The sequence below is a fragment of the Agaribacterium sp. ZY112 genome (assembly GCF_041346925.1).
Taxonomy (GTDB): domain Bacteria; phylum Pseudomonadota; class Gammaproteobacteria; order Pseudomonadales; family Cellvibrionaceae; genus Agaribacterium.
The window spans coordinates 1761402-1776783 of the sequence record NZ_CP166840.1 but is presented as its reverse complement, the minus strand read 5'-3'; the positions used below and the strand labels follow the sequence as shown (position 1 = coordinate 1776783).

Genomic DNA, 15382 nt, shown 5'->3' with positions numbered 1-15382 from the left:
TCCAAATTAGTATATTAAGCGTATTGTGACCATGCGATGCTTATACCTATTTACCAACGACCTTCGTCTTGATGATAACCCTGCCCTCAATGCAGCTTGTGCTGCCGAGTACATTTTGCCTGTTTACATACACCCAACTTGCCCATCTAGCGAGCAAGCTGAAGCGAGAAACTGGTACTTAAAATCAAGCTTAGAAGAGTTGCAAACAAGTTTAAAGAAACAAAAACTTGCGCTAGTGTTGAAATCTGGTGATGTACTTAAACACTGCAAAGAGCTGTGTATTGAGCATAATATCACTCACTTATACTGTGCTCGATCCTACACACCCGAAGAGAGAGTCCTACAAAAAAAATTACACCAGTGGTGTAATCAGCAAACTATTAGCTTTAAACGCTGGCCCGGTGGCCTGCTAACAGAGCCCGAGAGCATACAAAATCAATCAGGTTCTTTTTTCAAAGTATTCACCCCTTTCTACAAAAAAGTACAGCAACAAGTACTGCGTAAACCCCATATATTCCAAAGGGCTCACGCCAAACTAATAAAATGCCAAGGTGATTCCATTCATGAGCTCGGCTTATACACATCAACACCTGACTGGGCATCCGACTTTAAAACACACTGGCAGCCTGGACACCTAGACGCCGAGCAACGCCTGCATGAATTTGTGCAAGGGCATATACAGAACTATGAAAGTACTCGCAATGAACTCAATTACCTAGAAAGCTCTCAACTTGCTGCCGCACTTGCAAACGGGGAGATAAGCGCAAGCCGCATATGGCAAGAGTGCAGAGAATATTGTGGCGAAGAGCAAGCAGCGGTTTTTCTGCGCCAATTAGTATGGCGAGATTTTAACGCACATCTACTTTTTCATAGGCCAGAACTACTTACCAAAAACTTTAAAGACAGCTTTGATGCCTTTCCATGGCGTAGCACCTCGAACGAGCTCAAGGCCTGGAAAAGAGGGCAAACAGGCTATCCTGTCGTCGATGCAGCCATGCGCCAACTATGGCAGCAAGGCTGGATGCCAAACAGGGCACGCATGATTGTCGCATCGTTTTTATGCAAACACCTATTGATTGACTGGCGCCTAGGTGAGCGGTGGTTCTGGCGCACCCTTGTCGACGCTGACTTAGCTAATAATGTCGGCGGCTGGCAATGGACGGCCGGTAGCGGTGCAGATGCTGCCCCCTACTTCCGCATCTTTAACCCAATCACTCAAGCAGAAAAATTTGATCACGACGCGACTTACATAAAAACATGGCTGCCCGAATTAAAACACTTAGAGACACGATACTGCTTCGACCCAAGTTCTGCACCGCAATCGGTATTAGATAAAGCAGGCATTCAACTTGGTCGCGATTACCCTAAACCTATAATTGAGCATAAAGAAGCGCGTCAGCGAGCATTAATGGCTTATCAGTTTTCAAAAGACAATGCCCCAAACAAGTAATAGCCCTCTTTACTCAAATAGGGCTATTACAAACGTCACACAAACAGCGGTTTTACTTTCATCAGGGCATAGTTTAAATCTTTTTTCCACCTTCTATGCACAATACGATATAGACGTTGGAACAACTGCTGATATAAAGCGAGTGAAAACAAAATACACACAGCGCCGATTAACATCGCCAAACGTATCTGCTCGCCCTCAATCAACACTCCCAATGCAATCGCAACCACGGGCGTTAAAAGAGGAATTAAACTCACTGTCACTACCTGACAATTCGTTAGCACATAATAAAATGCAACCCCACCAAACATAGAACCAGCCAATACTAGGTAAGCCACCCCTAGAGCCGACTTAAGATCTATCGATGCAGGAATAAAACCATCAGTAAGATACCAAGTTAATAAGAACCCAGGTGCAGCAATAAACAAGCTGCCACTTAACTGCCTAAACGCATCCACAGAACCGCCGACCTTTTTCACCAATACCGTAGAGAAGGAAAAAAGCAACGATGAAGTAAGTATGCCCAAGACGCCATAAACAGCATCCGAACCAAGCTGTAATTGATCAGCATGAATAACCACCAAGCCTATTAATGCTATAAACAAGGCCACCACCCTACTTACATTAAAAGGGTTCTGTTTAAGCACAACAATGGAACACAAACCCGTAAAAAAGGGATAGGTGCCAAATAGAATCGCAATTAATGACGAGGGAATAAACTGGGCAGACCAATACACCAAAAGCATATTAGGAAAGATACCAATAGAACCGGCAATAAAACTTAAAACATCGCGTTTATCTTTCACTATCGCTCGGCGACTAACAAGTAAAATAAGCGCGCATAAAATGGCAGCAATCGCCATACGCGCAGTTGCAGCGGCCTGAAAACTCAAGCTGCTATTACTCCACTGGACCGCAAGCGGTGTAGTGGACCAAATTAATACAACGCCTAGATAGGCACCGATGACTTTCATGACATTACTCCCTTAGTGAGTCATCTACTTGTTAATCGCGTTGTATTTTCCTTTGACCATAAACGAAAAAGGCCGCAGGAAAATCGCTGCGGCCTTTAATAAATATTGCTGTTTTATTGCAAATCAACTAAGCCGCTTTTTAGATGCACGCAGACACCACACTTTGCGTACAAAACGCAGTGCGGGAATGACGAGTGCAATAGCGGGTTTCAAAAAGTTCATCGCAAAAAAAATTACTTAGCATTAAGATAGTGGCTAAAGTGTGAGCCATGAACAACAAAGCGTCAACAGTGAAATGAAAATATATTTAGTCGGTGGTGCCGTACGTGACAAGCTGCTCAATTACCCTAGCATCGAAAATGACTGGGTCGTTGTTGGTAGCAGCGAAAAAGCCATGCTAGAACAAGGCTTTAACTCAGTTGGTAAAGACTTCCCCGTTTTCTTACATCCGCAGACAAAAGAAGAATACGCACTGGCGCGCAAAGAAAGAAAAGTGGCAGCAGGTTATGGCGGTTTTGATTTTGACACCGACAGCAAGGTCAGCCTTGAAGAAGATCTGCTACGTAGAGACCTCACTATTAACGCCATTGCCGAAGATGAGAACGGTAAGCTGATCGACCCTTATGGCGGTATCGACGACATTAATAACAAGCTACTTCGACATGTCAGTCCCGCTTTTACTGAAGATCCATTACGTGTCTTACGTGTTGCTCGCTTTGCTGCTCGCTACCACCACCTTGGTTTTTCGGTTGCAGATGAAACACTCGCTTTAATGCAAGAGATTTCAGCCAGTTCGGAACTCGATGCCTTAGTCGCCGAGCGAATATGGCAAGAATTTCAAAAAGCGCTTGGCGAGCCAAACCCAGAAATATTTTTTGAGGTACTCAGTTCTTGTGGTGCTTTAGAACGACTGTGGCCAGATCTTGCACAACACAAAGAAAGCGCTTTATTCCAGTTGCGACAAGCAACGTTTTTAACTAGTAGAAATAAAAATCTCAACGCCAAACAATGCCGCTTTGCATGTTTATTGCAAAGCCTAGAAGCAGAACAAATCCTCCACTTATGCGCAGCCATAAAGTGCCCTAAAACTTGGCAAGAACTTGCCAGCCAATTAAAACAGCAATTAACAGTAATTAGCGCTAGCCTTCATTTCAACGCTCAAGAACTGTTTCAAGTTTTAAAAGACAGTGACGCCTTGCGCCGCAGTGATCGCTTTGACGACCTATTGCTGTGTTGTAAAGCTTGCTACCGAAGTCAGACAGGGAAAACTTTAGACAATTTTGTTCAAGCTTATCAACTTAAACTGGCCCTAAAAATAATTGCAAATATCAACGCTAAAGATCTTATCAAGCAAGGTTTAAAGGGCCCAGAGGTAGGGCGAGCCTTAGAAGAAAAGCGCATAGAAGCGCTCGAAGAATTAATGCAAGCACTCAATAACTAAACGGCAATGCCACGGCGAATAACAATACCCACCGAATGGGTATTAGCAATCGCCTGAGGCTTAGAGACACGCAACATTAAACCTGGAATCTTAAATTCATTTAATAAACATTGAGCAATAGTTTCAGCCAAGGTTTCAACCAGTTCAAAATGCGTTTCAGCGCAAATTCGCTCAATGCGAATACAAACTGCGTGGTAATCCAAGGTATCTGTTAAACGATCACTGACACACGCTTTCTGACAATCCCAAGCCATATCCAGATCAAACAGCAGAGGCTGAGGCTCGAGCTTTTCATGATCATAAACACCAATTAGGGTGGCGACTTCTAAATCACGAATAAAAACCGTATCCATATTAAGCACCTTCGCTTTCACTATTCACTGAATCTAAAGGCGGTAGATCTTCCATCGCCCAACGCGGTTTTACCTGCACACTTAAATCACTGCTTAAGCCTGCCTGCAAACGTTGATGACCTGCAAATGCGATCATTGCACCGTTGTCCGTACATAGCTCGGGCCGAGCATAAAAAACCGTAGCATTCATTTTTGCCAGTGCCGCTTCTAACTTCTCACGCAAGCGCTTATTCGCGCTCACACCACCAGCTATGACCAAACGACTATAATCGCAGGCCTGCAAAGCACGACGACACTTAATAACCAAGGTATCAACAACAGCTTCCTGAAAGGCAAAAGCAATATCAGCGCAGCACTGATCATCCGGCAGCCCGTTCACCTGAGCATGCTTAGTCACCGTATTTAAGGTAAAGGTTTTAAGACCGCTAAAGCTAAAGTCTAATCCCGGCCTATCACACATAGGGCGCGGAAACTTAAAGCGCTCAGCAGAACCATGCTCGGCAAGTTTGGCAATGTTGGGGCCTCCAGGGTAGTCCAGATCCATCATTTTAGCCGCTTTATCAAACGCCTCACCGGCGGCATCATCTAAGCTCTCACCTAAAAGCGTGTACTTACCAATCGCTTCTACCTGCACCAACTGCGTATGACCGCCACTGACTAACAAGGCAACAAACGGAAAACTCGGAGGGCTATCTTCTAACAAAGGCGCCAGTAAATGCCCCTCCATATGATGCACACCAATTGCAGGTATCCCCCATGCATAAGCAAGAGCCCGCCCTGCACAGGCCCCAACCATAAGCGCGCCTATTAGGCCAGGACCTTCGGTATAGGCAATCGCATCAATACGATCTTCGCTATCACAGGATTTCAGCAGCGAATCAATCAAAGGAATAAGCTTGCGCACATGATCGCGAGAAGCCAATTCAGGCACAACACCACCATATTCACTGTGCACCTGAATTTGGCTATAGAGTTCATGCCCCAATAAACCTTGCTCAGAATCGTAAATGGCAACGCCTGTTTCATCACAGGAACTCTCAATACCCAAAACCCGCACAATACACCTCTTACGCAGAGCTGGAGCGCCTCTCCAGCCTGCTCATAACCTTAAAGTCGCGGACAATAACACAGAAAATAAGCATGAGCATGAACTCAGGGGCTAAAAATCGCACAAGTGTGTTGCCTGAGAGTAAGAGTGGGTATAGAATGCGCCACCCGATTTTAGTGAAGTAAGCGCTGATCTTTTTAGAAAACAGCAACTAAACTTCAAAGCAATTGGCCAATTTTGACTTGGATGCTGCCGTGAAGGCGGCGACATTCAAACAGAACTAACGGATAACTGACTTAATATGCCTTCTGTAAAACTTAAAGAAAACGAACCATTCGATATTGCTCTTCGTCGCTTCAAGCGCTCGTGTGAAAAAGCCGGCATCCTTGCCGAAGTTCGCCGTCGTGAATTCTACGAGAAGCCAACCGCTGTTCGTAAGCGTAAAGCTGCTGCCGCTGTTAAGCGTCACATGAAGAAAGTGAACCGCGAAGCGCGTCGCTTTACTCGCCCTTACTAAGTTTTAGATTTTATAACTGAGTAAGTTGCGGCGCGCCTAATCTCTTAAAGCGCGCCCGCAAGGATCTTCTTATGGCTAGCCCAATAAAAGACAGCATTGCTCAAGCAGTGAAAGATGCTATGCGCGCCCGTAATAAAGAGCGCCTTACCGTCCTCCGCATGCTTATGTCTGAATTCAAACGCGTTGAAGTTGATGAGCGCATTGAAGTAGACGACAAGCGCGTGCTTGCTATTTTAGATAAATCCGCCAAACAACGCCGTGACGCTGCCCAGCAGTACCGCGATGCAGAGCGTATTGATCTTGCCGAAGTCGAAGAGTTCGAGATAGGCGTCATTCAAGACTACCTACCAAAGCAGTTTAGCAGCGAAGAGATTACCGGCCTGCTTGATGAAGCCATCTCCAGCACCGGCGCCAGCTCCATGGCTGACATGGGTAAACTTATGGCCGCACTCAAACCCAAACTTCAAGGCCGCGCTGACATGGGCGAAGTAAGCAAACTGGTAAAACAGAAGCTCAACTAAGCCAATCAGAATACACCTCTAGGCAAGCTAGCGTGACTAAATAGGGCACGCTGAACCTGCGTTACTGCGCACAACAAAAACAATACCAGCGACCGCACAAACCTTTAACAGATCTTTTCTTTACGCACTACCTTTGCACAAACCCAGCATAACCCAGACCACACGACAACAAGAAAAGCGCTATCTAGATCGAGACAACAAAGGTTAAACTGCGCATCATGAGCCGTATCCCCCAAAGTTTTCTTGACGACCTACTTAGCCGTGTCGACATTGTCGAAGTGGTAGACCAGCGCGTCAAACTAAAACGCAACGGCAAAAACTACAGCGCCTGCTGCCCTTTTCACGATGAAAAGACCCCCTCCTTTACCGTCAGCCCCGACAAACAGTTTTATTATTGTTTTGGCTGCGGTGCGAGTGGCACCGCGATCAACTTCCTGATGGAATACGACCGCAGCAACTTTGTTGACTCGGTGGAATACCTCGCCAAACAAGCCGGCGTTGAAGTGCCAAGAGAGCAGCGCAGCGAAGCTCAAGATGCCCGTGAAATACAAAGAAAACGCTGTTACAAGCAGCTTCTTGAAGCAAGCGAGCACTTCCAAAACCAACTGCGACAACACCCCAAGCGCGACTTTGCGGTTAAGTATTTACAGGGCCGCGGCCTAAGCGGGCAAATCGCTAAAGCTTACGAACTTGGCTACGCCCCTCCCGGCTGGGACATACTATTGAGCCGCTTCGGCAAAACAGAAAGCGACACAAACCTACTGATCGATTGCGGCTTAGTGGTTGATAAACTTGATGAGAATAAGCGCTACGACCGTTTTCGCCACCGCATTATGTTTCCTATACGGGATGTAAGAGGTCGCTGTATCGGTTTTGGCGGGCGCGTACTAGATGACAGCAAGCCCAAATACCTAAACTCACCAGAGACCGATGTATTCCATAAAGGCCAAGAACTCTACGGCCTCTATGAGGCTCGCCAATTTAGCCGCAACCTAGAGCAACTGATCGTCGTTGAAGGCTATATGGACGTTATTGCCCTAGCCCAATACGGCATCAGCAACGCCGTTGCTACCCTCGGAACAGCCTGTGGCGAAGACCATCTCAAACTCGCTTTTCGCCATGTAAAAAACATCGTTTTTTGCTTTGACGGCGACAAAGCCGGACGCAATGCCGCCCAGCGCGCCCTACAAGCCTCACTTGGCTCAATGGAAGATGGCCGCCAAATACGCTTTTTATTTCTAGCAGAAGGCCAAGACCCAGATAGCCTTGTACGCCAAATTGGTGCCGAGCGCTTTCAGCAGCAACTCGATAACGCCCTGCCCTTAGAGCAGTTCTTATTTGATAGCGCCGCAGAAGGAGTCGACCTAAACAGCCTTGACGGCCGGGCCCGCTTCGCAAAAAACGCAGCACCAATGCTCAACCAATTACCCGGCGGTATTTTTCGCTCACTCATGTTCGACAACCTCGCCAAGCGCACAGGCTTAAGCACCGAACAACTGGTTGAGTTCACCGACATGCCCGTTATACCGGAGCCCGCTAATAGCGAAGCTGAGGTCGAGCACGCAAACGAGCCTAGCCCAACACAAACAACAGAAAAGCAAGCCCTCCAAAGTACCACGCATCAGACAGACAATGGCGATCAGCCCACCGAGCACGACAACGAACCCCCGGCTTGGCTCACTCAAGAACTAGAACAAAACCAAAGCCAACATCACGTCGAACACCTAAGCGCACCAACTCAACCAACACGAACACGCAGCCTAATGGCACTGAGCCCTGCTCGACGCGCAAGTATCTTGCTACTCGACCACCCACAGCTATTCAACAACAGCCAACACCAACTCAATATCCAAGATGAACAGCCAGAGCAAGAACTGCAAATCCTTGTCGATATCATGCAATATTTGCAGCGCCGACCTCAGGCAAACTTCAACAACATCATGGGCTGGTGGGGCGGGAGCCATGGCGTAGAAGCGCAGCAAGCACTTGCAAACATTGTTAGCCATCCACTGTTTAACGAACTTAAAGGCCTGAGTAATTTTGACGCTGAAAGAGACTTTAGTGCCTGCCTTAAGGCCATCAATGAAGAGCAGCTTAAAGCCCACTGCAAACGTGAACTCGCCCAACTTAACGCCAAAGGCTTAAAACAATTGAGCCAAGAAGAAAAACTGCGTTACCAACAACTTATTCTCGGCAACTACAGCTAAGCCACACAAAGCTGCCACAGGCCATCGATTTAGAGGGATGAAGTTGTAAAAAGCCCTACCCGCCCCCATCTATAGGGCCAAGCACACTCTAAGCACAGCAAAACAAAAAAAAAGAGCCAAAAAAAGGGAAAAAGTGCCCCAACTTGGCTCTCGTTCACTGGCCGCTTAGAAGCGAAATGATTATAATGGCGGGCTTTTCGCCAACCCCTCCAGCAACAGGGAACCTTAATGAGCGACCAACCGCAACCGCAGCAAAAGCAGTCTCGCATCAAAGAACTGATCAATCGAGGCCGCGAGCAGGGCTACTTGACTTACGATGAGGTCAACGACCACCTGCCCGATGAATTCAGCGACCCGGATCAGGTCGAAGACATCATCCAAATGATCAACGACATGGGTATTCGTGTATACGAAGTAGCACCTGATGCCGATGAACTTTTGATGACCGATGGCGACAACAGCACCGATGAAATTGCTGCCGCCGAAGCTGCCGCCGCTCTTGCCGCAGTAGAGACTGAAGCAGGCCGTACTACCGACCCAGTGCGTATGTACATGCGCGAGATGGGTACGGTTGAACTTCTAACTCGTGAAGGCGAAATTGCTATCGCCAAGCGTATCGAAGAAGGTATTCGTGAATTAACTCACGCCTTAGCGCACTGGCCAAATTCCGCACGTAAAATCGTTGACGAGTTTGACCTTATTGAAGCCGGCGAACGCCGCATGCCAGATGTTGTCAGTGGCTGGCTAGACCCCGCTGATGAAGTGCAAGCTGCAACACCAATCAATCAGGCAGAGAAGAACGAGAAAGACGACGAAGCCGACGACGAAGATGACGACAACCCAGGTGGTATTGACCCTGAGTACGCCAAAGAGCGCTTCGACGAGCTACGTGTTGTACTAGAAGCAGCCGAAAAAGTCATCGAAGACAAAGGCCGTGCCAGCAAAGAAGCAGGCAAAGCACTGGAAGAACTGGGTGAAGTTTTTAAATTCTTCAAACTTCCACCTCGCCAGTTCGACCCCATTTATGATCACGTTCGTGGCATGCTTCGCCGTATCCGCATCGAAGAAAAAGCCATTATGCGCCTTTGTGTTCAGCGCGCAGGTATGCCTCGTAAGACCTTTATGAAGGAATACCCAGGTAACGAAAGTGACCTAGAGTGGATTAACGATATCGTTAAGAAAAAGCGTGACTACAGCGACGCGCTACGTGGTTACCAAGGCGACATCCTGCGCAGCCAGCGCAAGCTCGCTCAAGTAGAAGAAGAAGCCGGTTTAGACCTTGCCACCATTAAAGAGATCAACCGTCGCATGAGCATCGGTGAAGCTCGTGCTCGCCGCGCCAAAAAAGAAATGGTTGAAGCGAACTTACGCCTGGTAATCTCTATTGCGAAAAAGTACACCAACCGCGGTTTACAGTTCTTGGACCTTATCCAAGAAGGTAACATCGGCCTAATGAAAGCCGTAGATAAATTCGAATACCGCCGAGGTTACAAGTTCTCAACCTATGCAACATGGTGGATTCGTCAGGCTATTACTCGCTCTATTGCCGACCAAGCCCGCACCATTCGTATTCCGGTACATATGATTGAAACCATCAACAAGCTCAATCGTATTAGCCGTCAGATGCTACAAGAAATGGGCCGTGAAGCCTCGCCAGAAGAATTGGCAGAGCGCATGGACATGCCAGAAGACAAGGTTCGCAAAGTACTGAAAATCGCCAAAGAGCCTATCTCTATGGAAACGCCAATCGGCGACGATGAAGACAGCCACCTAGGCGACTTTATTGAAGACGTAACGATCACCTCACCGGTTGAATCAGCGACCTCTTCAGGCCTTCAGGAAGCGACTAAGTCAGTACTTGGCGGCCTTACCGCCCGAGAAGCTAAAGTACTTCGTATGCGTTTTGGTATCGATATGAATACCGATCATACTCTTGAAGAAGTAGGCAAGCAGTTCGACGTAACGCGTGAACGTATTCGTCAGATCGAAGCAAAGGCTCTGCGTAAATTACGCCACCCTTCACGCTCAGATCACTTACGCGGCTTCCTAGACGAATAAGCACTAAAAGCACGATTCAAAAGGAGGGCCTAGGCTCTCCTTTTTTTATTTCTGAAATAAAGAAAAACCAACCCTAGTTTTTCATGCCACTGCACCTTATAATGCGCCGCTTACTGATTCTAATCACTTAAGAAACAAACGCTTAGAACAGCAAGTGCAAAGTGAATCGAGTAAGATGGATTCATCTGTTTACACAAAGATCAAACCAGCTTGTATTACCCTCGGTAACTCCAAGCACGCTCTCCATCTATGGAGACATAAGGGCCTTTAGCTCAGTTGGTTAGAGCATCCGACTCATAATCGGCAGGTCCCCAGTTCAAGTCTGGGAAGGCCCACCACTTTTTACCTCAATAAGATAATTCTGTTCATGATATAAAAGCTTGGCTGCTTTATTTAGCTACATTGAAGAGCTTTATTCATAAATTATTGTGTTTTGATCACCAAGATCTGACCCAAAATCATTTCAAGCCAATTGTTCTCATATTTGCACTTATTCCAGTTATATCAAATTACCAAAATGATCATTGCCTCTTTCACCATCAAGCATTAAGGTTTGAGGCTAGATTGCAGGGACAAATATAATCATCAGGGATATAGCATGGTTACGATTAGCAAGAAGGAGCAGCTAGGCAACTCGACAAGTCGCCAAATACGCCTGCAAATTCTCGATGCACTTTACCAAGCAAAAGGGGGGCATTTTGGAGGGGCATGTAGTTGTGTCGAGATCCTTCAAGCTTTACTCGTACATGGCAGTATTTCCCAGCGTGGAGCCAGCCAAGATATTTTCATTTTATCAAAGGGCCACGCAGCCGTTAGCTATTACGCTAGCCTAAATGCATTGGGCCTGGCGCAGCTAGATCTTTCCAATTACGGTAATTCAATTACTGGCACCGAAATACACCCCTGTATTCATGCTAACAACTGGGTACACTTTTCAACAGGCTCATTAGGCCAAGGTCTGTCTTATGGACTAGGAAGCGCACTAGCGCTTGCCAATGAACCGAATCGTCATGTCTGGGTAGTAATGGGAGATGGCGAGTGCCAAGAAGGTCAGGTGTGGGAAGCCGCTATGCTGGCCTCACGCTACCAATTAACCAATTTGCATGTCATCTTAGATTTAAACCGACACCAGGAGTGTGGCTGGGAAGCTCAGGAAGTCGCTCATAATGTGCCGCTACCTGCTGCTGAAGAAAAATGGCGGGCCTTTGGTTGGCAAGTAGAGAGCTTAAATGGCCACTGCCTGACTAGCCTACGATCTTGGATTGAGGCAAGTAAAACACGAACACTGCAACCTCTAGACCCTAAACAGCCTAACATCGCCATTGCAAACACCGTAAAAGGGGCCGGCATTCCTTGTTTTGAACAACAACCTGCATTAAGCCACTGCACGACATTAAGTAGGGAGCACTATCATGCCAGCAGAAACTTCCTCGCCGAAGCTTGCTAAATTACTCGTTCAGCATTTAGCAAAACTGGCGCGCTCTGAATCAGACTTATGGCTACTGGATGCCGATCTGGGTGACTCCTACGATATAAACAGCGATGTCATAACAACCTTTGGCCCCCGCTATATCCAAGCAGGTATCGCCGAACAATGTATGGTATCGGTCGCAAGCGGTTTAGCTGCAATGTCTAAACGTCCGTGGGTATTCTCATTTGCGGCTTTTTTATTAAGCAGAGGCTACGATCAAATACGGTGCGGTGTCAGCCAAATGAAGCTACCTGTAACCTTAGTTGGTGCAAATAGTGGCATCACCGGCATTAAAAATGGCAACTCGCATATATGCCTAAATGATGTGGCCATTATTTCCAGCCTACCTCATATTGATATCTGGTCACCTGGATCAGAAAAAGATGTAATTTATGCAGTCAAACAAATATTAGAGCGACAACAACCAGCTTATATACGCCTTTCTAAATTTACTCCAGCAATCACAACGGAAAAATCACAAGACTGCTATTGGCTAGAAAAACAAGGCCATGATGTTCTTTTAATTTCCAGTGGTACAGCCAGCGAATGGGCAGTTGATTTAAGCCTGTCGTTAAAACAGAGTGTTTCCGTAAGCCATATGCATATCAACCGGATTCGTCCACTACCAGAAAAACTCGACACAATTATGCGGCAACCGTTTAAGCATATTTATGTAATTGAGGATCATTTTTCTAACGGTGGGCTCGGTGATATCGTGGCCCATCAATACCCACATTTAACCATTCACAAAATTGGGTGGCCACAGAATTGGCTACCCGTGATGCAGTCAATCAACGAATTACGAGAGCAATGCTCTATTGACACAGCCAGCCTACGACAATGGATTTTGGAAGATATAACACCATGGATACAACAGAAGCTCTAGCCCCACTCGCGTCGAAACACGCTGATATTGACGTCCTTAAACGCATCCTCGGCAAGGTCAGTGTCGATGAATTTATGCATGACTACTTCAATAAAAAAGCTCTTCACATTAAAGGCTCTGAAGATAAATTTGATTTTCTTTTTCGTACAGACGAGTTTAAAGAAAACCTAGACAAAGCGGATCATATTCGAGCAGTGTTCCCCTTGTTACGCCAAGCAAACATAAGCATCGCAGATATACCAGATATGCTAAAAGCAGGCGCATCCATATGCGTGACAGGCATGGAACAAGCCCACCCAGTATTAAGGCAAGCTGCGCTAAATATTAAACAGCGCGTGAGCTACAGTGGCAAAGTCAGCTTTCGCTCTTATCTATCTCCCGCTGGCAGCGGCTTTGATATGCATTTCGATGCTCGTGTCGCTACCGCCATTCAAATTGGTGGCTACAAACGCTGGTGGTATAAGCTCGATCACACTACACGTTACCCCAAAAGCAATTCACCGCACACTGCCCACCTTGAAGAACAGGGATTTAAGCCACCTCAAAAAGAAGACATGGAATCTATTGTTTTAGGCCCAGGGGACATGTTGTGCCTGCCCGCTGGCGCTTGGCATTGCGCTAAAGCAGAAGAAGATTCCCTTTCATTGAATCTAGCTTTTGACTATAAAAACGCAGGATATATCGACGGGCTTCTCGTGTACTTAAAAGAACAAATGAATGCCAACCCTAATAATCGCGCACCAGCCTTTTCACTACTAGACATACCAGCAATAGACCAATCTGTCGTGAACGAGACGCATGAAAGTATTGATGCGATGATTGAATTATTGAAAAAACTAAAAACCCAACCCACTGAATTGGAAAACCACCTCAAGAAATGGCTTGAGGTTTGCTAGCCTTGAGTATGGATTACAACGCAAATAGAAAGAAACAGTTAGCCGCCTTAAAAAACACACGAGCCACATCACACAGCGGCGGTAATTTTCTTCAGCACCTATTCGGTGTGTTTGATATTTTACGCGCCTGGGGAGCCCCCGAGGAGGTGTACCTAGCGGGCTTGTATCATAGCATCTACGGCACTGAGTTTTTTCAAAAGTCGACCGTTGATAAGCAACAACGTCAAAGTATACAAGCATTAATTGGAGTACCAGCCGAGAGATTGGCCTACGCTTTTTGTTCGGTACGGCGTAATGAAATATTGCCCGCTTTATTAAATTGCTCTTTGCCCGAGCAACACTCAAGAGCCACGCTAAATGAAATAAATAGTCACAACACACTGCAATTGACAGCATTAGAATTAGAACAACTTTTATTGATTGAGATGGCAAATCTACTTGATCAGTTATCTGACAAAGACCGATCTCCCGCTATTTTTATATGGCGATTGGTAGAAATGGCCGAATCAATTAGCTTCTTACCCCCTCAACATCCAGCACTGTTAAGTCAAGGATTGCGCAAAACTGACGAAATAAAGGCATTAGAAGCCTATAAACAAGCACTGACAATTAGCCAGCCAGATAATGCAAAAACACACCTAAAAAAAGCGATTGGACTTAATCCTATTATCGGAGAAAGCTATATATTGTTAGCCGCTATCGAACTCGATAGTGAACGTTTTGACAGTGCGCTCTATTTAGCAAGTGAGGGCTTGCAGCACCTTCGCACTTGGGCCTCACCATGGGACAAAAGGCTGCTATTAAGTGATTGGATGAGTTTGGCTGAACGCTTAATTGAACTTGCGTGCATTGGCGTAAGAGGAGAAGGTTTCTGGCAGCGCCTGCAGAAAATGCTAACAAATAGCCATATGAGACGGTGCTCTTAGCGCTTTGGGTTGAATGAAGTTATGCCGTTTAGCGTCGATTATTTTAGATCAGATATTAAAAACCATATTGTAAGAAAGTTCCCATCCAATAAAACTACTATTCTCGATGTAGGTGCGGGAGCTGGTGCCTACGCCAAGCTTCTCAGAAGTAATTACCCCAGTATTGATGCATGCGAGATTTGGCCGCCGTATATTGAACAATTCAAACTGAATCAACTCTACAGGAAAGTTTATGTAGACAACATAGTGAATACAAAGATCATTTTTTACGATGTTATTATCATGGGCGACATTCTAGAACACATGTCGGTTATCAATGCCCAAAAAACCATAGAGCGCCTATCCAGACACTGCACAGAGCTCATCGTTGTAGTTCCCTTTGAATCTGAACAAGAGGAAGAGTTTCACAACCCCTATGAAGAACACATACAGGCAGATTTAAATCCCAAAATAATGCATCAACGCTATGGCCGATATCTTCAGCTGGCAGATTCAGCCGGAGCAGATAAGTGTTGGGGGTATGAAATTGCGCTCTACTTTAAAAAACCTAATCGACTCATAACTTACCAAAGTAAGCTAAACAAACTTCATCTATACATTAAAAATTGTATAGAAAGCACCAACTAGATTCGTT

General features: G+C 46.1%; 14 protein-coding genes and 1 tRNA gene. 12 read left to right on the top strand and 3 right to left on the bottom strand.

The features are described from left to right. Window positions 1–31 precede the first annotated feature (31 nt). Window positions 32–1450, top strand: coding sequence for a deoxyribodipyrimidine photo-lyase (locus tag AB1S55_RS07765; RefSeq protein ID WP_370981238.1), 1419 nt, complete (start codon window positions 32–34; stop codon window positions 1448–1450). A gap of 35 nt (window positions 1451–1485) precedes the next feature. On the opposite strand, the gene AB1S55_RS07760 is transcribed toward AB1S55_RS07765, so the two are convergent. Continuing rightward, window positions 1486–2424: a DMT family transporter gene (locus AB1S55_RS07760; protein ID WP_370981237.1), complete on the bottom strand. Its 939-nt coding sequence runs from the start codon at window positions 2422–2424 to the stop codon at window positions 1486–1488. Between the two features lie 295 nt (window positions 2425–2719). On the opposite strand from AB1S55_RS07760, the gene AB1S55_RS07755 reads away from it, so the two are divergent. Then, entirely contained in the window at window positions 2720–3865 is a 1146-nt protein-coding gene (locus AB1S55_RS07755; RefSeq protein WP_370981579.1) for a hypothetical protein, read from the top strand. On the opposite strand, the gene folB is transcribed toward AB1S55_RS07755, so the two are convergent. Together folB and tsaD are read right to left on the bottom strand one after the other, a co-directional pair. After that, entirely contained in the window at window positions 3862–4218 is a 357-nt protein-coding gene (folB, locus tag AB1S55_RS07750) for a dihydroneopterin aldolase (protein WP_370981236.1), read from the bottom strand. The two genes, AB1S55_RS07755 and folB, sit on opposite strands and share 4 nt — an antisense overlap. A gap of 1 nt (window position 4219) precedes the next feature. After that, window positions 4220–5275 carry a tRNA (adenosine(37)-N6)-threonylcarbamoyltransferase complex transferase subunit TsaD gene (gene tsaD / locus AB1S55_RS07745; protein ID WP_370981235.1) on the bottom strand — a complete coding sequence of 352 codons (1056 nt, stop codon included), beginning with the start codon at window positions 5273–5275 and terminating at the stop codon, window positions 4220–4222. Between the two features lie 292 nt (window positions 5276–5567). Here tsaD and rpsU point away from each other — a divergent pair, with 292 nt between their 5' ends. From rpsU to AB1S55_RS07695, 10 genes are all read left to right on the top strand, one after another. Further along, window positions 5568–5783 (top strand): 30S ribosomal protein S21, encoded by a 216-nt coding sequence (gene rpsU, locus AB1S55_RS07740; RefSeq protein ID WP_370981234.1) that lies wholly within the window; start codon window positions 5568–5570, stop codon window positions 5781–5783. A gap of 71 nt (window positions 5784–5854) precedes the next feature. Further along, on the top strand, window positions 5855–6304 hold the full coding sequence (locus AB1S55_RS07735) for a GatB/YqeY domain-containing protein (RefSeq protein WP_370981233.1): 450 nt from the start codon (window positions 5855–5857) through the stop codon (window positions 6302–6304). 218 nt (window positions 6305–6522) lie between these two features. Next, window positions 6523–8511 carry a DNA primase gene (gene dnaG, locus AB1S55_RS07730; RefSeq protein WP_370981232.1) on the top strand — a complete coding sequence of 663 codons (1989 nt, stop codon included), beginning with the start codon at window positions 6523–6525 and terminating at the stop codon, window positions 8509–8511. A gap of 228 nt (window positions 8512–8739) precedes the next feature. Next, the gene (rpoD, locus tag AB1S55_RS07725) at window positions 8740–10569 is read left to right on the top strand and encodes an RNA polymerase sigma factor RpoD (RefSeq protein WP_370981231.1); all 1830 of its coding nucleotides are present in this window, start codon (window positions 8740–8742) and stop codon (window positions 10567–10569) included. Between the two features lie 261 nt (window positions 10570–10830). After that, window positions 10831–10907 (top strand) — tRNA-Ile (locus AB1S55_RS07720). A gap of 260 nt (window positions 10908–11167) precedes the next feature. Continuing rightward, on the top strand, window positions 11168–12016 hold the full coding sequence (locus AB1S55_RS07715) for a thiamine pyrophosphate-dependent enzyme (protein WP_370981230.1): 849 nt from the start codon (window positions 11168–11170) through the stop codon (window positions 12014–12016). Then, entirely contained in the window at window positions 11982–12926 is a 945-nt protein-coding gene (locus AB1S55_RS07710; protein ID WP_370981229.1) for a hypothetical protein, read from the top strand. Before AB1S55_RS07715 ends, AB1S55_RS07710 begins: the two co-directional genes overlap by 35 nt. Further along, window positions 12905–13822, top strand: a complete 918-nt coding sequence (locus tag AB1S55_RS07705; RefSeq protein WP_370981228.1) for a JmjC domain-containing protein — start codon at window positions 12905–12907, stop codon at window positions 13820–13822. The genes AB1S55_RS07710 and AB1S55_RS07705 overlap by 22 nt, the downstream gene beginning before the upstream one ends. Before the next feature lie 8 nt (window positions 13823–13830). Further along, entirely contained in the window at window positions 13831–14748 is a 918-nt protein-coding gene (locus tag AB1S55_RS07700) for a DUF6817 domain-containing protein (protein ID WP_370981227.1), read from the top strand. A gap of 21 nt (window positions 14749–14769) precedes the next feature. Next, a complete protein-coding gene (locus AB1S55_RS07695) occupies window positions 14770–15375 on the top strand; it encodes a class I SAM-dependent methyltransferase (RefSeq protein WP_370981226.1) in 606 nt (201 codons plus the stop codon). Window positions 15376–15382: the final 7 nt, after the last annotated feature.